Annotated in this window: 16 protein-coding genes and 1 pseudogene; 13 read left to right on the plus strand and 4 right to left on the minus strand. The window is 67.5% G+C overall.

All coding sequences use genetic code 11. The annotated features are described in order from the left end of the window. Nucleotides 1-26 precede the first annotated feature (26 nt). Nucleotides 27-284, minus strand: a pseudogene (locus DM992_RS30655) (flagellar basal body rod C-terminal domain-containing protein); the annotation flags it as partial. A gap of 387 nt (nucleotides 285-671) precedes the next feature. On the opposite strand from DM992_RS30655, the gene DM992_RS30660 reads away from it, so the two are divergent. The 12 genes from DM992_RS30660 (at nucleotide 672) to DM992_RS30715 (ending at nucleotide 13,952) form a co-directional block, all read left to right on the plus strand. After that, entirely contained in the window at nucleotides 672-2,759 is a 2,088-nt protein-coding gene (locus tag DM992_RS30660; protein WP_111019904.1) for a FimV/HubP family polar landmark protein, read from the plus strand. Beyond that, on the plus strand, nucleotides 2,759-3,571 hold the full coding sequence (truA, locus tag DM992_RS30665) for a tRNA pseudouridine(38-40) synthase TruA (RefSeq protein WP_162631767.1): 813 nt from the start codon (nucleotides 2,759-2,761) through the stop codon (nucleotides 3,569-3,571). The genes DM992_RS30660 and truA overlap by 1 nt, the downstream gene beginning before the upstream one ends. Beyond that, on the plus strand, nucleotides 3,568-4,266 hold the full coding sequence (locus tag DM992_RS30670) for a phosphoribosylanthranilate isomerase (RefSeq protein WP_111019906.1): 699 nt from the start codon (nucleotides 3,568-3,570) through the stop codon (nucleotides 4,264-4,266). The genes truA and DM992_RS30670 overlap by 4 nt, the downstream gene beginning before the upstream one ends. Before the next feature lie 54 nt (nucleotides 4,267-4,320). Further along, nucleotides 4,321-5,514 carry a tryptophan synthase subunit beta gene (trpB, locus tag DM992_RS30675; protein WP_111019907.1) on the plus strand — a complete coding sequence of 398 codons (1,194 nt, stop codon included), beginning with the start codon at nucleotides 4,321-4,323 and terminating at the stop codon, nucleotides 5,512-5,514. Between the two features lie 9 nt (nucleotides 5,515-5,523). Continuing rightward, a complete protein-coding gene (locus DM992_RS30680) occupies nucleotides 5,524-6,375 on the plus strand; it encodes a site-specific DNA-methyltransferase (protein ID WP_111019908.1) in 852 nt (283 codons plus the stop codon). Nucleotides 6,376-6,417: 42 nt separating this feature from the next. Then, nucleotides 6,418-7,233 carry a tryptophan synthase subunit alpha gene (gene trpA / locus DM992_RS30685; RefSeq protein ID WP_111019909.1) on the plus strand — a complete coding sequence of 272 codons (816 nt, stop codon included), beginning with the start codon at nucleotides 6,418-6,420 and terminating at the stop codon, nucleotides 7,231-7,233. A 62-nt stretch (nucleotides 7,234-7,295) separates the two neighbouring features. Then, nucleotides 7,296-8,168 carry an acetyl-CoA carboxylase, carboxyltransferase subunit beta gene (gene accD, locus DM992_RS30690; RefSeq protein WP_009691548.1) on the plus strand — a complete coding sequence of 291 codons (873 nt, stop codon included), beginning with the start codon at nucleotides 7,296-7,298 and terminating at the stop codon, nucleotides 8,166-8,168. 100 nt (nucleotides 8,169-8,268) lie between these two features. Continuing rightward, a complete protein-coding gene (gene folC / locus DM992_RS30695) occupies nucleotides 8,269-9,579 on the plus strand; it encodes a bifunctional tetrahydrofolate synthase/dihydrofolate synthase (protein WP_111019910.1) in 1,311 nt (436 codons plus the stop codon). A gap of 29 nt (nucleotides 9,580-9,608) precedes the next feature. After that, the gene (locus DM992_RS30700; protein WP_111019911.1) at nucleotides 9,609-10,433 is read left to right on the plus strand and encodes an SPOR domain-containing protein; all 825 of its coding nucleotides are present in this window, start codon (nucleotides 9,609-9,611) and stop codon (nucleotides 10,431-10,433) included. Nucleotides 10,434-10,439: 6 nt separating this feature from the next. Next, entirely contained in the window at nucleotides 10,440-10,934 is a 495-nt protein-coding gene (locus tag DM992_RS30705) for a CvpA family protein (RefSeq protein WP_111019912.1), read from the plus strand. 51 nt (nucleotides 10,935-10,985) lie between these two features. After that, nucleotides 10,986-12,518 (plus strand): amidophosphoribosyltransferase, encoded by a 1,533-nt coding sequence (gene purF / locus DM992_RS30710; RefSeq protein WP_111019913.1) that lies wholly within the window; start codon nucleotides 10,986-10,988, stop codon nucleotides 12,516-12,518. A 243-nt stretch (nucleotides 12,519-12,761) separates the two neighbouring features. Next, nucleotides 12,762-13,952, plus strand: a complete 1,191-nt coding sequence (locus DM992_RS30715; RefSeq protein ID WP_111019914.1) for an O-succinylhomoserine sulfhydrylase — start codon at nucleotides 12,762-12,764, stop codon at nucleotides 13,950-13,952. Nucleotides 13,953-14,085: 133 nt separating this feature from the next. Here the strand turns inward: DM992_RS30715 and DM992_RS30720 are convergent, their stop codons facing one another. From DM992_RS30720 to DM992_RS30730, 3 genes are read right to left on the minus strand one after another with little or no spacing between them, the layout of a single operon-like run. Further along, nucleotides 14,086-15,048 carry an NAD-dependent epimerase/dehydratase family protein gene (locus DM992_RS30720; protein WP_111019915.1) on the minus strand — a complete coding sequence of 321 codons (963 nt, stop codon included), beginning with the start codon at nucleotides 15,046-15,048 and terminating at the stop codon, nucleotides 14,086-14,088. After that, nucleotides 15,035-16,081 carry a GDP-mannose 4,6-dehydratase gene (gene gmd, locus DM992_RS30725; RefSeq protein ID WP_072444091.1) on the minus strand — a complete coding sequence of 349 codons (1,047 nt, stop codon included), beginning with the start codon at nucleotides 16,079-16,081 and terminating at the stop codon, nucleotides 15,035-15,037. Before gmd ends, DM992_RS30720 begins: the two co-directional genes overlap by 14 nt. 31 nt (nucleotides 16,082-16,112) lie before the next feature. Continuing rightward, the gene (locus DM992_RS30730; RefSeq protein WP_111019916.1) at nucleotides 16,113-17,177 is read right to left on the minus strand and encodes an acyltransferase; all 1,065 of its coding nucleotides are present in this window, start codon (nucleotides 17,175-17,177) and stop codon (nucleotides 16,113-16,115) included. Between the two features lie 492 nt (nucleotides 17,178-17,669). Here DM992_RS30730 and DM992_RS30735 point away from each other — a divergent pair, with 492 nt between their 5' ends. Further along, nucleotides 17,670-19,862 (plus strand): hypothetical protein, encoded by a 2,193-nt coding sequence (locus DM992_RS30735; RefSeq protein ID WP_162631787.1) that lies wholly within the window; start codon nucleotides 17,670-17,672, stop codon nucleotides 19,860-19,862. Nucleotides 19,863-19,872: the final 10 nt, after the last annotated feature.

Consider the following 19,872-nt stretch of genomic DNA (forward strand, 5'->3'; position numbering starts at 1 on the left):
CCGCGGCGCGTTTTTTCATGCGTGGATCAGCGCAGGTTCAGCAGCGTCTGGTCGACCGTCTGCTGGGTCTTGATCGTCTGCGCATTGGCCTGGTAATTGCGCTGCGCGGTGATCAGGTTCACGAGCCCGTTCGGGTTGTTGAAGTTCGCGAGCGCGATCAGGCCGAGCACCGCGCTCTGGCCGTTCGAGTAGTTGCCGGTCAGCTTGCCGTCGGTGCCGATCGAGAACGTCGTCAGCGTGCCGCTCGCGAAGCCGTCCTGCGCGAGGTTGTTCACGCAGTTCTTGCGTGCATCGCGTCGTTTGGCGCGAGGAGAGGAAGCGGCGCGGCGTAAAGCCTTGCCATTCGTTCCGGATGAGATGTTGTCGCAAGGATTTTGATTCATTGACGCCTATCCTTTCGATCGATCCGGCGTGCCGGCTGCAGTGTGCGAACCGGTGCGGCAGCCCGACGCGATCGCTGCGTGTGCCACGACGCGCGAGCGCGGCCGGTTGCGCCGCAGCCGATGAATTCGGCCCGAACGCGAGCACGTGAAGTAAACTACGCGGTTACGACGCACAGACCAGCCAAAAGCGTCGCGTTCCGCGCGACGCTTTTGCATTTCTGCGGCAACTTTATTGATGCTTCCAACCGCGAATCCGAGCCGCGCCCGCGCGCGGCGATAGAGCCTACGATGTCCCGAATTTCCTTGTTTCCGCGTCAGTCCCGTTTGTCGCGCGCCGTGCGTGGCGCGCTGGCGATCCTGGCGCTCGGCGCCGCCGCGTCGGCCTGGGCGGCCGGCACCGGCGAACTGCCGGCGTCGGCTGCCGGCACCGCCGTGCCGCTTACCGTGACGGTCCAGCCGGGCCAGTCGCTGAACGACATCGCGAAAGCGGCGACGCAATCGCACGATCCCGGCGTGCTCGCGCGCGCCGGCCGCGCGCTGTTCGACGCCAATCCGCAGGCGTTCATGAAGCGCGACGCGAGCCGCCTGAAAGTCGGCGCGACGCTGACCGTGCCCGCGCTCGACGCAACGGGCGCGGCGCTTGCGCCGGCCGGTGCGTCTGGCGCATCCGGTGCGACGGCCGCCTCCGCGCCCGCTGCCGCGTCGGGCGGTGCGGCGCTCTCGCAGCCCGGTGCGTCCGCGCCGCATCCGGGGTCGGCCGTGCAATCCGCGACGGTGGCGCCGGCCGTGCACGCGGCGCCGGTGAGCGGTGCGAGCGCCGCGACGGCAGCGGGGGCGTCGGCTTCGGTCGGCGCTTCGGCCGCGCACGGCGCTTCGGCTGTCGAAAACATGCAGCCGGCGGGGCCTGCTGCCGGCGCCAGCGGCCCGCATGTGTGGAGCGGCGCGATCCAGTCGGCGCCGTCGTCCGCGAGCGAGGCCGCTGCCCAGCCTGCGCCGGGCAGTCAGGTTTCGGGCACGAACGAACCGGCCGGTGCGGCACCCGCCACGGGGGCATCGCAGCAGCGGCCGTCGAGCCTGCAGCAACTGTTGGCATTGAAGAACCGCGTGCTGATGGAGTTGCAGAAGCACGGCATCGGCAAGCCGGCCGCGACGAACAACGTCGCACCTGCGCCTGCCGCGCCGCGTCCGGCCGCGAACGATGCGGGCGCACCGTCTGCCGCATCGCAGGCAGCCGAAGCGGCGTCCGGCGTGGCCGGCAGCGCTGCGCAGCCGGCATCGGCGCCCGCGCAGCCGGTGGCACCCGTGACGGCGCCTGCGCGCGCTGCGGATCAGACGGACTGGCGTCCGGTCGCAGCGGCCGGCGCGGCCGTGATCGTCCTCGCGGCCGGGTTCGCGTGGCGCAAGCGCCGGAAGGGTCGGCACACGGACGATGCGGGCACGACGGCTGCCGCCGCTGCAGCGGGTGGTGCCGCTGTCGAAGCAGACGCGGAGCCGTCCGTCGAACGCGAACTGCCGATCCGGCCCGAGATGCCGGTCGCCCGCGACGCGGCTGCCGACATGAATCTCGCCGCGGCGACTGCCGCAGCGGCGGAGACGGTCGAGCCGCCTGAAGCGGATGCATCGCCGGCGCCCGAAGTCACGAAGCCGCATGACGACCAGCCTGAATTGCCGCCTGCGCCTGCCCACGCCGCAGTACCGCCGGGGAACGACGTGGCTTCGGCTCCGGCCACGGCCCCGCACGACGCAGAACCGGTAGAACCGGCGGCCGCCGACAAGCCTGCCGAGACGCCCGCCGAGCCTTCGGCGACCGAAACGCAGCACGCGGCGCTGATGCAGAACGCGATCAGCGCGCTCAGCAGCCTCGACATGCCGCTGCCGCCGCGCACGCAGGACGATCCGTCGCTGGCGGCGGACGAGCCTGCGGCACGAGCAGGGCAGTCCGGCACCGATAAAATCGCAACTAACGGTCAATCCGCGTCGCGCCCGCCAATTGGCTCGAACGATCCGGCCCCGGAACATCCGGCCGACCAGGACGACGAGTTCGAATGGGATCCCGACGCGGCGACACCGGCCGACGACGCGGGCCGCCCGTCCGCGACGTCGTCGCTGCCGCCGCTCGGCGGCGCGCAGTTCGGCGCGCTGAAGCTCGATTTCGACCTCGACCTGCCGTCCGCGCCGGGTGCGGCGCTGCCTGCGCTGACACCGGACGAACTCGCTCGTATCGCACGCAACAAGCTCGACCTCGCGGCCGAGTACGTCGAGCTGGGCGACCTGTCCGGCGCGAGGACGCTGCTGCAGGAAGTGGTCGACGCGAACGACGCCGCGACGCGCGACGATGCGCGTGCGCTGCTCGCGAAACTCGCGGACGAGGCGTGATGCGGATCGCGCTGGGCATTCAGTACGACGGCGCGGCGTTCTGCGGCTGGCAGGCGCAGCCGCACGGCAAGACCGTGCAGAACGCACTCGAGCATGCGCTGGCCGAGTTCGCGCGGGTGCCGCTGCATACGACGGTGGCCGGGCGGACCGACACCGGCGTGCACGGGCTCGGGCAGGTCGTGCACTTCGACACGGACCTCGATCGCGAGGCATTCTCGTGGGTGCGCGGCACCAACGCGTTCCTGCCGTCGACTGTGTCGGTGCAATGGGCGAAGCCGATGCCGGAGACGTTCCACGCGCGTTTCTCGGCGTTCGAGCGCACCTATTACTACGTGCTGTACGTGCACCCCGTGCGCTCGCCGATGCTGGCCGGACGCGCAGGCTGGATCCATACGCCGCTCGACGACCACGCGATGCGCGCCGCCGCCGCGCATCTGATCGGCGAGCACGATTTCTCGTCGTTCCGGTCGTCGGAATGCCAGTCGAAGACGCCGGTCAAACACCTGTACCAGATCGACGTGCGGCGCTCCGGCCATTTCATCCATTTCCGCTTCCGCGCCAACGCGTTCCTGCACCACATGGTGCGCAACCTGATGGGCTGCCTCGTCGCGGTCGGCCGCGGCCGCTATCCGGCCGACTGGGTCGCCGACGTGCTGGCAGGGCGCGACCGCAACCTCGCGGCGCCCACGTTCATGGCCGACGGGCTGTACCTCGCCCACGTCGGCTACCCGGCGGAATTCGCCGTCCCGCCCGCGCAGCTCGGCAGCGTGCCGTGGAGCAGCGTCTGGGCCGATCTGGACCCGCAATCATGACGGATCACGCCGTGTCTCCTTCGACTTCCGCCTCCGGCCTGCCGCCGCGCACGCGTATCAAGCTGTGCGGGCTGTCGCGTCCCGAGGACGTGCTGCACGCGGCGGCGCTCGGCGCCGATGCGATCGGCCTCGTGTTCTACCCGAAGAGCCCGCGCGCGGTGACGATCGCTCAGGCGGCCGAGCTCGCGCGCCTCGCGCCGCCGTTCGTGTCGGTGGTCGGGCTGTTCGTGAATGCGACCGAAGCCGAGATCGAAGCCGTCGTGCGCGACGTGCCGCTTACGCTGCTGCAGTTCCATGGCGACGAGACGCCGGAGCAATGCGACGCGCTCGGCCGCGCGGCACGCCTGCCGTGGTTGCGCGCAGTGCGCGTCGGCCCCTCGACGCAGTCGTCCGATTTGGTAGAATCGGCTCTTCATTATTCGAAAGCGCGCGGCCTCCTGTTCGACACCCTGGTGCCGGACTACGGCGGTAGCGGCAAGGTCTTCGATTGGTCTCTTATTCCCGCAGAGCTCGTGCATCGGGCCGTTTTGAGTGGTGGCTTGAGCGCGCAAAACGTCGGTGATGCGATCCGCCAGTTGCGCCCGTTTGCTGTCGATGTCTCGAGTGGCATCGAAGTGGAGGGCGCGAAGGGCGTGAAGGATCACGCCCGGATGGCGGCGTTCGTACGCGCGGTGCGCGAAGCGGACGCCGGGTGATGCAAGCCGGTGCGGCCCCGAAAGCGGGCGCATCGACCGATCGAGAGAGACACCATGTACAACCTTCCTGATGCTCGCGGCCACTTCGGCCCGTATGGCGGCACGTTCGTCGCCGAGACGCTGATTCACGCGCTGGACGAGCTGCGCGCGGCGTATGAGAAATTCCAGAACGATCCCGACTTCGTCGCCGAATTCGAGCGCGAGCTGAAGCATTTCGTCGGCCGTCCGTCGCCGATCTACCACGCGCAGCGCTGGAGCGAGACGCTCGGCGGCGCGCAGATCTACCTGAAGCGCGAGGACCTGAACCACACGGGCGCGCACAAGATCAACAACGTGATCGGCCAGGCGCTGCTCGCGAAGCGCATGGGCAAGAAGCGCGTGATCGCCGAGACGGGCGCCGGCCAGCACGGCGTCGCGACCGCGACGATCTGCGCGCGCTTCGGGATGGAGTGCGTCGTCTACATGGGTTCCGAGGACGTGCGCCGGCAGGCCGCCAACGTCTACCGGATGAAACTGCTCGGTGCGACGGTCGTGCCGGTCGAGTCGGGTTCGCGCACGCTGAAGGACGCGCTGAACGAAGCGATGCGCGACTGGGTCACGAACATCGAGAGCACGTTCTACATCATCGGCACGGTAGCGGGCCCGCACCCGTACCCGATGATGGTGCGCGATTTCCAGCGCGTGATCGGCGACGAGTGCAAGGTGCAGATGCCCGAGCTCGCGGGCCGGCAGCCCGACGCGGTGATCGCCTGCGTCGGCGGCGGCTCCAACGCGATGGGCATCTTCTATCCGTACATCGACGATGCGTCGGTGCAGCTGATCGGCGTCGAAGCGGCCGGCGACGGGCTCGACACCGGCCATCACGCGGCGTCGCTGATCGCGGGCAGCCCGGGTGTGCTGCACGGCAACCGCACGTACCTGCTGCAGGACGACAACGGCCAGATCATCGAGACGCATTCGGTGTCGGCGGGCCTCGACTATCCGGGCGTCGGCCCCGAGCATGCATGGCTGAAGGACAGCGGCCGCGCGCAGTACGTCGGGATCACCGACGAGGAAGCGCTGAAGGCGTTCCACGACTGCTGCCGGATCGAGGGGATCATTCCCGCGCTCGAGTCGAGCCACGCGATCGCCTATGGCGTGAAGCTCGCGCCGACGTTGCCGAAGGACAAGATCCTGCTCGTCAACCTGTCGGGCCGCGGCGACAAGGACATGCACACGGTCGCCGAGCGATCGGGCATCGAGCTCTGACCCCGACCGATGCGTGACCTGATCGAAGAGCCGGGCGGCGGTGCCGCGAGCGAGGCGGAGGCGGTTCAGCCTGCCGCCGTCGTGCCGCGCGCGCTGCCGTCCGGTATCGAACTGCATAACCGCGATTTCCTGACCGACGCCGCGCACCTGCCGGATGCGTCGATCGACCTGATCGTCGCCGATCCGCCGTATGGGCTCGGCAAGGACTACGGCAACGACTCGGACAAGCGTTCGGGCGACGTGTTTCTCGCGTGGACGCGCGAGTGGCTCGAGCTCGCGATTCCGAAGCTCAAGCCGAGCGGGTCGATGTACATCTTCTGCACATGGCAGTACGCGCCGGAAATCTTCAGTTTCCTGAAGACGAAGCTCACGATGGTCAACGAGATCATCTGGGACCGGCGCGTGCCGAGCATGGGCGGCACGACGCGCCGCTTTACGTCGGTGCACGACAACATCGGCTTTTTCGCGGTTTCCAAGGCGTATTACTTCGATCTCGATCCGGTCCGCATCCCGTACGACGCCGACACGAAGAAGGCCCGCTCGCGCAAGCTGTTCGAAGGCAGCAAGTGGCTGGAGATGGGCTACAACCCGAAGGACGTCTGGTCGGTCTCGCGCCTGCACCGGCAGCACGCGGAGCGCGTCGATCATCCGACCCAGAAGCCGCTGGAAATCGTCGAGCGGATGGTGCTCGCAAGCTGCCCGCCGGGCGGCCGCGTGCTCGATCCGTTCATGGGCAGCGGCACGACCGCGGTGGCCTGCGCACGGCAGGGGCGCGACTTCGTCGGCTACGAGATCAACGAAAGTTATTGTGCGATCGCGCACGAGCGCGTGAGCGCGCTCGCCGCGCCGGCATGCGCGTGAATCGCGCCGCCGTATCGCTGAACGAATCCTAGGAAAATTGCCATGTCCCGTATCCAGCAGACCTTTGCCGCGCTCGCCGAACAAGGCCGAAAGGGCCTGATCCCGTTCATCACGGCTGGCGACCCCGATCCCGCAAAGACCGTCGAATTCATGCACGCGCTCGCCGAAGGCGGCGCGGACGTGATCGAACTCGGCGTGCCGTTCTCGGACCCGATGGCCGACGGCCCCGTGATCCAGCGCTCGTCGGAACGCGCGCTCGCGCGCGGCGTCAGTCTGAGGAGCGTGCTTGCCGACGTGAAGCGCTTCCGCGAAACCGACCCCAAAACCCCCGTCGTGCTGATGGGTTATGCGAACCCGATCGAGCGGATGGGTGTCGACGCGTTCGCGGCCGAAGCGCAGGCGGCCGGCGTCGACGGCGTGCTCGTCGTCGACTATCCGCCTGAAGAGGCGGGCGTATTCGCTGAAAAGATGCGCGCCGCGCAGATCGATCCGATCTTCCTGCTCGCGCCCACGTCGACCGACGAACGCATCGCCGACGTCGGCAAGATCGCGAGCGGCTACGTGTATTACGTGTCGCTCAAGGGCGTGACCGGCGCGGGAAATCTGGATGTTTCGAGCATTGCGGGTAAAATCCCGGCCATCAAGTCGCGCGTGCCGGTTCCGGTGGGCGTCGGCTTCGGCATCCGCGACGCCGAAACGGCGCGCGCGGTGGCCGAGGTGTCGGACGCCGTCGTGATCGGCAGCCGCCTCGTGCAGCTGCTCGAAAGCGCCGCGCCGGAAGGCGCCGCCGCCGCGCTGAAGGCGTTCATCGCCGAGCTGCGTGCCGCGCTGGACGGCGCGGGCAAGGCGGCGCGATAAACACAACACAGGGAGCGGCTGGGCCATGCGGCCCGGCCCGCCACGGAACAGGAAACCATACGATGAGCTGGCTCGACAAACTGTTGCCGCCGAAGATCAAGCAGACCGACCCGAAAAGCCGCAAGGGCATTCCGGAAGGGCTGTGGGTCAAGTGCCCGTCCTGCGAGGCCGTGCTGTACCGCAACGACGTGGACGCGAACCTGCACGTGTGCCCGAAGTGCGATCACCACATGCGCATCGGCGCGCGCGAGCGCCTCGACGGGCTGCTCGATCCGGAAGGCCGCTACGAGATCGGCCAGGAAATCGTGCCGGTCGACTCGCTGAAGTTCAAGGACAGCCGCAAGTATCCCGATCGTCTGAAGGAAGCGATGGACGAGACGGGCGAGACCGACGCGATGGTCGTGATGGGCGGTGCGATCCACACGCTGCCCGTCGTCGCGGCCTGCTTCGAGTTCTCGTTCATGGGCGGCTCGATGGGTTCGGTCGTCGGCGAGCGCTTCGCGCGCGGCGCGCAGAACGCGCTGGAACAGCACGTGCCGTTCATCTGCTTCACGGCGTCGGGCGGTGCGCGGATGCAGGAGAGCCTGCTGTCGCTGATGCAGATGGCGAAAACCACCGCGATGCTGACCAAGCTGGCCGAAGCGAAACTGCCGTTCATTTCGGTGCTGACCGACCCGACGATGGGCGGCGTGTCGGCGAGCTTCGCGTTCCTCGGCGACGTCGTGATCGCCGAGCCGAAGGCGCTGATCGGCTTCGCCGGCCCGCGCGTGATCGAGCAGACGGTCCGCGAGAAGCTGCCGGAAGGCTTCCAGCGCGCCGAATTCCTGCTGAAGACGGGCGCGATCGACATGATCGTCGATCGCCGCAAGATGCGCGACGAGATCGCGCAGCTGCTCGCGCTGCTGCAGCGACAGCCGGCCGACGCGCTGGCCTGACCGGCGCGAGGTTGTGAACTCTGCGCGTCGCCTGGCTTCAGCGTCAGGCGGCGCGCTTCGTTTTTTGGCGTAGTGGCGGTACCGATCCAGATTTGATCCGATGAGCACTTTTCCCACTCTCGACGCGTGGCTCTCGCACCTTGAACGCGCGCACCCGGTCGGCATCGACATGGGCCTGACCCGCATCGGGCAGGTCAAGGCGGCGCTGCAGCTCGAATTCACGTGCCCCGTCATCACCGTCGGCGGCACGAACGGCAAGGGCTCGACCTGCGCATTCCTCGAGACGATCCTCGTGCGCGCGGGCTACAAGGTCGGCTGCCACACGTCGCCGCACCTGCTCGAATTCAACGAGCGCGCGCGCGTGAACGGGCAGAACGTCACCGACGACGAACTGCTGCCGCACTTCGAGGCCGTCGAAGCCGCGCGCACATCGCTGCCGGAACCGGTGTCGCTCACGTACTTCGAATTCACGACGCTCGCGATCCTGCATCTGTTCGCGTCGCGCGGGCTCGATGCGGTGATCCTCGAAGTCGGCCTCGGCGGCCGGCTCGATGCGGTCAACATCGTCGATACCGATTGCGCGATCGTCACGAGCATCGACATCGACCACACCGAATACCTCGGCGACACGCGCGAGAAGATCGCGTTCGAGAAGGCCGGAATCTTCCGTACCGGCAAGCCGGCGATCTGCGGCGATCCGGCCGCGCCGCAGACGCTCGTCGACCACGCCGAAGCGATCGGCGCCGACCTGTGGCTCGTCGGCCGCGATTTCCGCTACGAGGCGCAGGCGGGCGCGGAGCGCCAGCAGTGGAGTTACCTCGGCCGCGAGAAGCGCTATCCGGCGCTCGCGTATCCGGCGCTGCGCGGCGCGAATCAGCTGATCAATGCATCGGCCGCGCTCGCGGCGCTCGAGGCGCTGCGCCCGGTGCTGCCGGTGTCCGCGCAGGACATCCGGCTCGGGCTCGCGAACGTCGAGCTGCCGGGGCGCTTCCAGGTGCTGCCCGGCAAGCCGGCGATCGTGCTCGACGTCGCGCACAACCCGCATGCGGCGGCCGTGCTCGAGCAGAATCTCGGCAACATGGGCTTTTTCCCGTACACGTACGCGGTGTTCGGCGCGATGCACGACAAGGACATCGACGGTGTGCTGCGGCACCTGAAAGGCGAGATCGACCACTGGTGCGTGACCGACCTGCCGCTGCCGCGCGCGGCCTCCGCGGAGCAGCTCGAAGCCGCGCTGCGCAAGGCCGGCGTGGAGGACGGGGCCGATTCGAGCGTGACGCGTTACGCGTCGCCGGCGGAAGCGTTTCGCGATGCACTAAAAAGAGCATCCGAGAATGATAGAATCGTGGTTTTCGGCAGTTTCCATACGGTTGCCGGCGTGCTGGCCTACCGTAAATCGCAGCAACACTGACTGACGGGCAGTTTCGGACTCAGCCATTCATGGGAATTTTCTCGTTCGGCAAAAAAGACGACGACGCGCCCACGCGGCGCGGCGGTCGCACCGGGACCTCCCGGAACGTGCGCACGGAGCGCACTGAACGCGTCGAGCGGCGCCCGCGTCGTACCGAGCGTCCGGAATCGGACGCGCTGCTCCTCGATCCGACCCTTCCAGAAAAGCAGCGCGCGCGCCGTCGCCTCGTCGGCGCGATCGCGCTCGTCGTAGCCGCCGTGATCGTGTTGCCGATGGTGCTCGATTCGCACCCGAAGCCGGTGACGGACGACATCGCGATCGACATCCCGAACCGGCCCGCGCACCAGGCAGTCGCGCCGCGTGACGACGACGCGTCCGACGTGCAGGCAGGTGTCGCGCACGATGAGCCGCCGGCATCCGATACCGCCGTCGCGGCGGTCCCGGCGCCTGCGCCGAAGGATGCCGCCAAGCCGGCCGCGAAGCCCGATACGACGACCACGGCGAGCGTGACGCCGCCGAAGCCGGCTGCTCCCGCGGCGAAACCGGCCGCGCCGAAGCCGGCGCCCGCGACCGTCGCGAATGCCGACGCCGCGAGCCCCGATAGCGGCGATGCATCGTCGCCGTCATCGCCGGCTGGTGCGCGCTTCGCGGTGCAGCTCGGTTCGTTCAAGGATGACGCGACGGCCCGTTCGTGGGCCACCAAGTTGAAATCGGCGGGCGTGCCCGCATATGTCGAGCATCGCAAGCAGGCAGACGGTGGCACGGCTACACTGTTGCGTGCCGGCCCGTTCGCGGATCGCGCGGCGGCTTCCGCCGCGATCGCGAAGGTGCGCGAAGCCGGTCTGACGCAATAACGCACGATGCTGACGGCTTTCGACTACGCTGTATTGGCAGTGATTGTGTTGTCGGCGCTGCGCGGTGCGTGGCGCGGCTTCGTGTCCGAGATTTTCGGATTGATCGGCTGGATTGCGGCGATCGTGATCGCGGGCCGCTACGTCGGGCTGGTCGTACCGTACATTCCGGCGAACTGGCCGGGCGGCGCGCTGACGCAGTGGGTGATCGCCTTCGCATTGCTCGTGATCGGCGTCGTGCTGATCGCCGGCGTCGCGAACGCGCTGCTGTCGCGGATCGCGCAGGCGAGCGGCCTCGGCGGTGTCGATCGCTCGCTGGGCATGATGTTCGGGCTGGTCCGCGGCGGCGTGCTGGTGGTGCTGCTGGTCGCGGCGGCCGGGCTGACCGAATTGCCCAAACAGGATTTCTGGCGCAATGCGCTATTGCGTCCTTTCGCCGAACAGGGCGTGCATGAGCTGAAGCAGCTCCTGCCCGACGGCATGGCCCAGTACGTACGCGTGTGACGACGCGGCCGGGCAGGACGTAACCGATTTTGTCATCTTGAAGGACATGCCATGTGCGGCATCGTAGGCGTTATCTCCCAATCTCCGGTCAACCAGCTGATCTATGACAGCCTGCTGCTGCTGCAGCATCGCGGTCAGGACGCAGCGGGCATCGCGACGGCGGACGGCAGCAATTTCCACATGTACAAGGCGAACGGCATGGTGCGCGACGTGTTCCGCACGCGCAACATGCGCAGCCTGCCCGGCACCTACGGCATCGGCCAGGTGCGCTACCCGACGGCCGGTTCGGCGTCGAGCGAAGCCGAGGCGCAGCCGTTCTACGTGAACGCGCCGTTCGGCATCATCCTCGCGCACAACGGCAACCTGACGAACTGGCAGCAACTGAAGGACGAGATGTTCCGGATCGACCGCCGGCACATCAACACCAATTCCGACAGCGAAGTGCTGCTCAACGTGTTCGCGCACGAGCTGCAGCTGTCGACCACGGGCCTCGAGCTCGATCCGGCCTCGGTGTTCAAGGCGGTCTCGGGCGTCCATCGCCGCCTGCAGGGCTCGTATGCGATCGTGTCGCTGATCGCCGGCTACGGCCTGCTCGCGTTCCGCGATCCGTTCGGCATCCGCCCGCTCTGCATCGGCAAGCTCGAAACCGAGCACGGCACCGAGTGGATGGTCGCGTCGGAGTCGGTCGCGGTGGAAGGCATCGGTTTCGAATTCGTGCGCGACGTGCAGCCGGGCGAGGCGATCTTCATCGACCCGGCCGGCAACTTCCACAGCCAGCAATGCGCGGAGCACCCGACGCTGAATCCGTGCATGTTCGAATACGTGTACCTCGCGCGTCCGGATTCGTGCCTCGACGGTGTGCCCGTCTACAACGTACGCCTGCGCATGGGCGACTATCTCGCCGAGAAGATCAAGCGCGAGCTGCCGAACGTGCCGATCGACGTCGTGATGCCGATTCCCGATTCGTCGCGCCCGGCTGCGATGCAGGTCGCCGCGAAGCTCGGCGTCGAGTATCGCGAAGGCTTCTTCAAGAACCGCTACGTCGGCCGTACGTTCATCATGCCGGGGCAGGCCGTGCGCAAGAAGTCGGTGCGCCAGAAGCTCAACGCGATGAGCATCGAGTTCAAGGACAAGCACGTGCTGATCGTCGACGATTCGATCGTGCGCGGCACGACCTCGCATGAGATCGTGCAGATGGCGCGCGATGCGGGCGCGAAATCGGTGATCTTCGCGTCGGCGGCGCCGCCCGTGAAGTTCCCGAACGTGTACGGCATCGACATGCCGACGCGCGGCGAGCTCGTCGCGCACGGCCGTACCGACGACGAAGTCGCGAAGATCATCGGCGCCGATCACCTGATCTACCAGGACGTCGACGACCTGCGCCGCGCGGTGCGCGACATCAACCCGAAGCTCGAGCGCTTCGAGGCGTCGTGCTTCGACGGCAACTACATCACCGGCGACGTGACGCCCGAGTATCTCGACGCGATCGAGCGCGCGCGACTCGCGCCGGCGTCGCAGGCCGATCGCGACACGGCCGGCGATACCGGGCGCTCGCAGATGAACCTGCAGCTGTCGGTCGAGTGACACCGGCGTACGCTTTTGCCGAAGCGTGATAGGATGTGGCCTTGCGTCGATTTGATATCAGCTTGCGGACGCGGGGCGACTTCCCAAAACAGCTAAAGCGAAGGCCGGCGGCAGTCGGCCCGAGTCGATCGCTGTCGTACCCCCGAAGCCCGCTGATGCCGACGCATAGCGGGCTTTTTGTTTTGGCCTGGTTTTGACTTGGCCTGCGCGACACGCGCGGCCATCGAATACGGAAAACGGAACATGGACGACTCCCTCAACTTCGACACGCTTGCCGTGCGCGCGGGCACGCTGCGCAGCGACTTCAACGAGCACTCGGAAGCGCTGTTCCTCACGTCGAGCTTCTGCTTCCAGAGCGCGGCCGACGCGGCCGAGCGCTTTGCGAATTCGGAGGACTACTTCACCTATTCGCGCTTCACGAACCCGACCGTCACCATGTTCCAGGAGCGTCTCGCGGCGCTCGAGGGCGGCGAGGCGTGCATCGCGACTGCGTCGGGGATGGCCGCGATCATGTCGGTCGTGATGTCCGCGCTGCAGGCGGGCGACCACCTCGTCAGCTCGCGCAGCCTGTTCGGCTCGACGCTCGGGATGTTCTCGCAGATCTTCAGCAAGTTCGGGATCACGACGACCTTCGTCGATCCGACCGACTTGAACGCATGGCAGGAAGCCGTGCGGCCCGAAACGAAGATGTTCTTCCTCGAGACGCCGTCGAACCCGCTGACCGAACTCGCCGACATCGAGGCGATCGGCAAGATCGCGAAGCAGGCCAACGCGCTGTTCGTCGTCGACAACTGTTTCTGCAGCCCGGTGCTGCAGCAGCCGCTGAAGCTCGGCGCGGACGTCGTGATGCACTCGGCGACGAAATTCCTCGACGGGCAGGGCCGCGTGCTCGGCGGCGCGCTGGTCGGCTCGAAGGAATTCATCATGGGCAAGGTATTCCCGTTCGTGCGCAGCGCGGGCCCGACGCTGTCGGCCTTCAACGCGTGGGTGCTGCTGAAGGGGATGGAGACGCTGTCGCTGCGCGTCGAGAAGCAGTCGGCGAACGCGCTGGAAATCGCGCGCTGGCTCGATTCGCATCCGGCGGTGGCACGCGTGTTTCATCCGGGCCTCGAGTCGCACCCGCAGTACGAACTCGCGAAGCGTCAGCAGAAGGCGGGCGGCGCGATCCTGTCGTTCGAGCTGAAGGGCGACACGCCCGAGCAGCAGCGCGCGAACGCATGGCGCGTGATCGACAACACGAAGCTGATCTCGATCACCGGCAACCTCGGCGATACGCGCACGACGATCACGCATCCGGCGACCACGACGCACGGCCGCATCACGCCGGAAGCGCGCGCGGCGGCGGGGATCACCGAAGGTTTGATCCGCTTGTCGGTCGGCCTCGAGCATGCGGGCGACCTGCGTAACGATCTCGCGCGCGGCCTGGAGGGCTGAGCGACGCGGTGCTGCTTTCGCCGCATCGACGCATCAACGACGACGGGCCGCCTGCAAAACAGGCGGCCCGTTGTTTTTCCCGCATGAAGGCATTTACATCCGGCGCGTCGCGTTCGCGCATGCGCCGCGTGATTCAGCCGGCGTGCCCGTGCGGCGCGGCGCGCATCGCATCCACCATCCACCGCAGCGTTTCGTCGAGCGGCGTGACGGGCAGCTCGCCCACCGCGCGCCGCAGCTTGTCGCGCGACCCGCTCAGGCTCTTCACCTCGTTGTGCCGCACGAAACGCGGATCGACCGTCACGTCGATCACGTAACCGGCGATGCGCGACAGCATCGCCAGCACTTCCTTCAGCGAATACGCGCGCTCCGAGCAGACGTTGAACGTCTCGCCGGCCGGCGCCGCTTCGAGCAGCTTCAGATAGGCGGCCGTCACGTCGCGCACGTCGGAGAAATCGCGGCTCACGTCGAGATTGCCGAGCGAGATGCGCGGTTCGTTGCGCGCGTAGTGCGCGGCGAGCTTCGGCAGCAGATACGCTTCGCCCTGGCCGACCCCGGTGTAGTTGAACGGCCGCGCGATCACGATCGGCAGCCGGTCGGCCCACAGCTTCGCCGCGTATTCCATCGCGAGCTTGCTGACCGCGTAGTCGTTCGCGGGGGCGGGCGAGACGGTCTCGTCGAGCACGCCGGCGGTCGAATTGCCATAGATGTTCGCGCTGCTCGCGAGCAGCACGGCCGACGGGCGTTGGTCGAGACCCGCGAGCGCGGCCAGCAGGTTGCGCGTGCCGACGATGTTGACCGCGTAGGTCTGCGACGGTTCGTCCTGCGCGACATGTGCGCGAGCGGCGAGATGCACGACCGCATCGGGCCGTGCATCGGCGGCCGCCGCACGCACCGCGTCCGCGTCGAGCAGGTCGACGGGCAGCAGCGTGCAGTGCGCGAAGGCCGGATCGTCGGGTTGCGGCGCGCCGGGCGCGATCGTGCCCCAGACGTCATAGCCGGCCGCCTGCAGGCGTTCGGCCATGTAGCGGCCCGTGAAGCCCGTCAGGCCCGTGACGAATGCACGGCGCGACGGGCGTCCGGCTTCAGAACGTGTCATGGTGTTGATTCCGCGTCAAATCCGCTTCGACCATCATCTGGCAAAGTTGTTCGAGCGTCGTCTTCGGTACCCAGCCGAGCTTGGCCTTAGCCTTGTCCGCGCAGCCGATCAGCAGGTCGACCTCGGCGGGGCGGTAGAACTTCGGGTTCACTTCGACGAGCACGTTGCCGTTCGACGCGTCGAGGCCGCGTTCCTGCTCGCCCTTGCCGGTCCATTCGAGCTGGTAGCCGGCAGCCGCGAATGCCATCTGCACGAAGTCGCGCACGGTCTCGGTGCGATTGGTCGCGAGCACGTAGGTGTCGGGCTCGTCGGCCTGCAGCATGCGCCACATCCCTTCGACGTATTCGAGCGCGAAGCCCCAGTCGCGCTTCGCGTCGAGGTTGCCGAGCTCGAGGCGGGTCGCCTTGCCGAGCTTGATCTTCGCGACGGTGTCGGTGATCTTGCGCGTGACGAACTCGCGGCCGCGCAGCGGCGACTCGTGGTTGAACAGGATGCCGCTGCTGCCGAACAGGCCGTACGACTCGCGGTAGTTCACGGTCATCCAGTGCGCGTACAGCTTCGCGACGCCATACGGGCTGCGCGGATAGAACGCGGTCGTTTCGGTCTGCGGAATCGCCTGCACCTTGCCGAACATCTCGGACGTCGACGCCTGGTAGAAGCGCGTCTTCGGGCTCACGACGCGGATCGCCTCGAGCAGGTTCAGCGGGCCGAGGCCCGTCACTTCGGCAGTCGTCGCCGGCTGGTCGAACGACACGCCGACGAAGCTCTGCGCGGCCAGGTTGTACAGCTCGTCGGGCTGCGTGCGTTCGAGCAGGCGCAGGCTCGAGCCGGCATCGGTCAGGTCGTGTTCGACTAGCGTGAGGTTCGGGTGCGTGTCGACGCCGAGCTCGGCGATGCGCCAGAAATTCACCGAACTGGTGCGGCGATAGGTGCCCGTGACCTCGTAGCCCTTGTCGAGCAGCAGTTTGGTCAGGTAGGCGCCGTCTTGCCCCGAGATCCCGGTAATGATGGCCTTTTTGCGAGTTTGGCTCATGGCGTTGTCCTGGTAGAAGCGAAAGGGAAAATCAGGCGGTCGTGCTGGCGGCAGCCGGCAGCGCGCGGCGTGCGGGGCCGCGCGTCAGGCGCCGTTCGAAGCCGTACCAGCTCAGGGTCGCGTAGGCGAGCGTGATCGCGAGCGCGAGCGCGGCCGTGACGAAGCGGTTCAGGTGCAGCGGCCACAGCGCGTACAGCACGCTGAGGTGGATCAGGTACACGGTGTAGCTGACGGTGCCCACGTAGACGAGCATCGGGTTCGTCAGCACGCGTTGCACGATGCCGCGGCCGCGCAGCGCGATCACGACGATCGACGTGCACAGCAGCAGCGAGATGCTGTAGAGCGCCGCGTTCGACAGCGGCGTGTTCGCGGCGCGAAAGCGCGGGAATGACAGGTGCAGCCAGCCGAGGATCGCGAGCGACACGAGCGCGCCGACGATCGCGAGCGGATAGAACGGCTCCAGCGCGCGCCGGTCGCGGCGCAGCACGATCGCGAGCAGCGCGCCCGCGGCGAGCAGGTCCATCCGGAACGGGGTCAGGTAGTAGATCGGCCAGAACGAGTCGAACCACGGCGTCGCGATCGCGCGCAGCACCGGAGCCGCGACGATCAGCGCGGCGGCGACCCATAGCAGCGCGCGCTCCGAACACCACAGCACGACGAACGGCCAGAAGATGTAGAACTGCTCCTCGACCGCGAGCGACCACAGCACGTTCAGGCTGTCGTGGCCGATGCTGCCGAGCGACAGCCCGATATTGGTCGAGAAGAACGCGAACCACGGCCAGTGCGGCAGCCAGCTCGCGCCGAACAGGATCGTCGACACCACCAGCAGCAGCACGTACGGCGGCAGGATGCGTCGCACGCGACGCGCGTAGAAGTGGCTGAAGTACGACTGCCCGCGCGCCTTGCGATCGAGCAGGATGCCGGTGATCAGCAGGCCGCTCAGCACGAAGAACAGGTCGACACCCATCCAGAGCGGCGCCTTCAGCGCATGCTGCAGGAACACGGCGCCGACCGCGATCGCGCGCAGCCCGTCGAGCTGCACGATGCGGCCGTGTTGCGGCGGGGCCGGGTCGGCGGATCGCGAAATGCCCGTCATCGCGCCGCTCCTTCGCGACGCGCGGCGGGGGCCGCGGCGTGTCGCACATCCGATGCGTGAACGTAATGCATGCCTTTAAATGAAATATCGAATCGAAAACGATTCTAGGGAAAAGAAATCGGCAAAAAAACGCATGCCATTTATCTGGCGACAAACATTCAAATGCCGATTATTCCGATCGTGAGATGAAAGGTTGATGCCCGGGCAGCCTCGGCAGGCGGTGCGAGGCGGCATTTTCTACAGGGCGGCGCGTGAAAGGCGGTCGTTATTGCCGTTTCCTGGCGCCATTTTCCGCCTGTTCCGGTTCGATATTTCAGGCGGAAACATCCCCAAATATTTCCAAATTTCTTGTGATTATTTTTGCTTGTAACCTGCATCGCGACGTTTGAAACCCATTTAGCGACAGGGTGCGCCGGCGGCAGTCCGAGGCGGCGCCGGTCGCTGTTGCATCGAGTCTGGAGAAGCGCATTGCGACGTCTGATTCTGGTAGGCATGACGGTATGCGCGACGCTGCTGACGAGCGCCGCACCGGCCGAGACGGTGTTGCCCGCGACGACGTCGTGGATCGGCAACACGTTCGGCTATGGCGACGGCAGCTGGACGCAGATCGACATCCGCGCGATTGCGGTGACGCCTGAAGGCAAGGTGTATACGAATGCGCCGTGGGACGAAAGCGGCGCCGAGGCGAGCGTCTACCAGGACGGGAAGATGCTCGGCTTCGCCGGCGGCACGCACGGCTGGGGCAATCTCGGCGGCAATGCGATCGCCGTGAACAGCAAGTACGCGTATGTCGCGATCGGCGTCGGCAACGAACGCGGCCACCTGCAGTCGCCCGGCATCTGGCCGGACAAGGGCAAGCAGTGGTTCGGCATCTCGCGGCGCACGATCGGCGACATGAAGCAGCCCGCGCCGTTTCGCGCGGCGCCGCAGGTCGCGCCGGGCGGCCGCGCCGATGCCGGTCGCGCGCGCATGGCCGCGAGCTTCATGATGATGAACGAGGTGCCGGCTCCCGCGCGCTCGGAAGTGGGCGAGGTGAAGGCGGAAGTGGGCGGCCTCGCGGCCGACGACAAGACGCTGTTCGCGACGAATCCGTCGCACGACGTGGTGGACGTGTACGACGCGGAGACGATGCAGCAGAAGGGCACGTGGAGCGCGCACGAACCGGGCCGCATCGCGCTCGCGGGCGACGGCACGCTGTGGCTGCTCACGGACACGCTCAGCGGGCCCGCGCACCTGGTGCACGTGCGCGCGGACGGCCGCAAGCTTGACGACGCGCCCGCGCTGCCGGAAGGCACCGACGCGGTGGACGTGGCCGTCGACGCGAAAGGGCGCGTGCTCGTCGCGGACAACGGGCCGCGCCAGCAGATCCTGATCTTCTCCAAAGGCGGCAAGGGCTATGCGCAGTCCGGCACGCTCGGCGAGCGCGGCGGCATCTTCGCCGGCCCGGTGCCGGGGCGGCCGGGGCCGCAGCGCTTCAACGGGCTGACGGGCGTCGGCGTCGATCGCGCGGGCAACGTGTATGTGTCGATGAACGGCATCGGACCGCGCCACGACACGATCGGCGCGGGGCTCGGCGCGGTGCTCGAAAGCTACACGCCGGACGGCAAGCCGCGCTGGCAGGTGCAGGGGCTGCTGTTCGTCGACGGCGCGTGGCTCGACCCCGCCCGGCCGAACAGCGTGTACACGGGCAACAAGCGCTTCGAGCTCGACCTGTCGAAGCCGCCGGGCCAGGACTGGAAATACGTCGGCTTCCTGTCGAACCGCTTCAAGTATCCGGACGACCCTGTGTTCCACACGGACCAGTGGCCGGGCATGCCGATCGCGCGCCGCGTCGACGGCCGCACGTTCCTGTACCTGACCGACATGTATGCCGATCACCTGAAGATCTACCGCTTCGACGCGAAGCGCGACGGCGAGGTCGCGATTCCGTCGGGCCTGATCGCGGGCCGCGCGCGGCCGGTCGACAAGGTGCCGAACAAGCCGCCCGGCGGCGACTGGCAGTGGCGCGATGCGAACGGCAACGGCCGGCTCGACGCCGACGAGTTCGAGATCAACACGACCGGCAAGGCGAAGGCGGGCGGCTGGGGCTGGTGGGTCGACACGAAGGGCGACATCTGGCGCACGAGCGACGTGCGCGGCATCCACCGGTTTCGCTATGGCGGCGTCGACAAGGCCGGCAACCCGGTCTACTCGTACGACAAGGTCACGACCTACCCGATGCCGCAGCCGTTCACGCAGCTGCGCCGCTCGATCTACGACGCGCAAGCCGACACGCTGTACGTGACCGGCTACACGGCTGACGCACCGCCGCAGCCGGGCATCAACAAGGAAGTCGGCCGCGTGCTGGTGCGTTTCGACAAGTGGTCGACCGGCTCGCCCGTCGTGCGCTATACGGTCGCGCTGCCCTGGCAGCTCGACGCGAAGCCGATCCTGGACCTGATCGGGATCACGGTCGAGGGCCGCTACATCTTCACCGTGGAGCCGGTCGGCAAGATCCACGTGTACGACAAGGACACCGGCAAGGAAGTGGGCGTGATGAGCCCTGGTACCGAGGTCGGCAAGGCATCCGGCTGGGTCGACGTGCCGTTCGGCATCAGCGCGTTCCGGCGCGAGAACGGCGAATACCTCGTGTTCGTCGAGGAAGACGCGCGCGGCAAGGTGCTGATGTATCGCTGGAAACCGTGACGGGCGGCGC

Source organism: Burkholderia sp. JP2-270, from assembly GCF_003233675.1.
Lineage (GTDB): Bacteria > Pseudomonadota > Gammaproteobacteria > Burkholderiales > Burkholderiaceae > Burkholderia > Burkholderia pyrrocinia_C.

Coding starts and splice junctions, on each gene's coding strand:
- DM992_RS30720 (WP_111019915.1), bottom strand. CDS start 15,048: ATGACACGTTCTGAAGCCGGACGCCCGTCGCGCCGTGCATTCGTCACG.
- trpA (WP_111019909.1), top strand. CDS start 6,418: ATGTCCCGTATCCAGCAGACCTTTGCCGCGCTCGCCGAACAAGGCCGA.
- DM992_RS30730 (WP_111019916.1), bottom strand. CDS start 17,177: ATGACGGGCATTTCGCGATCCGCCGACCCGGCCCCGCCGCAACACGGC.
- DM992_RS30700 (WP_111019911.1), top strand. CDS start 9,609: ATGGGAATTTTCTCGTTCGGCAAAAAAGACGACGACGCGCCCACGCGG.
- truA (WP_162631767.1), top strand. CDS start 2,759: ATGCGGATCGCGCTGGGCATTCAGTACGACGGCGCGGCGTTCTGCGGC.
- DM992_RS30705 (WP_111019912.1), top strand. CDS start 10,440: ATGCTGACGGCTTTCGACTACGCTGTATTGGCAGTGATTGTGTTGTCG.
- DM992_RS30715 (WP_111019914.1), top strand. CDS start 12,762: ATGGACGACTCCCTCAACTTCGACACGCTTGCCGTGCGCGCGGGCACG.
- gmd (WP_072444091.1), bottom strand. CDS start 16,081: ATGAGCCAAACTCGCAAAAAGGCCATCATTACCGGGATCTCGGGGCAA.
- DM992_RS30670 (WP_111019906.1), top strand. CDS start 3,568: ATGACGGATCACGCCGTGTCTCCTTCGACTTCCGCCTCCGGCCTGCCG.
- folC (WP_111019910.1), top strand. CDS start 8,269: ATGAGCACTTTTCCCACTCTCGACGCGTGGCTCTCGCACCTTGAACGC.
- DM992_RS30680 (WP_111019908.1), top strand. CDS start 5,524: ATGCGTGACCTGATCGAAGAGCCGGGCGGCGGTGCCGCGAGCGAGGCG.
- DM992_RS30660 (WP_111019904.1), top strand. CDS start 672: ATGTCCCGAATTTCCTTGTTTCCGCGTCAGTCCCGTTTGTCGCGCGCC.
- DM992_RS30735 (WP_162631787.1), top strand. CDS start 17,670: ATGACGGTATGCGCGACGCTGCTGACGAGCGCCGCACCGGCCGAGACG.
- accD (WP_009691548.1), top strand. CDS start 7,296: ATGAGCTGGCTCGACAAACTGTTGCCGCCGAAGATCAAGCAGACCGAC.
- purF (WP_111019913.1), top strand. CDS start 10,986: ATGTGCGGCATCGTAGGCGTTATCTCCCAATCTCCGGTCAACCAGCTG.
- trpB (WP_111019907.1), top strand. CDS start 4,321: ATGTACAACCTTCCTGATGCTCGCGGCCACTTCGGCCCGTATGGCGGC.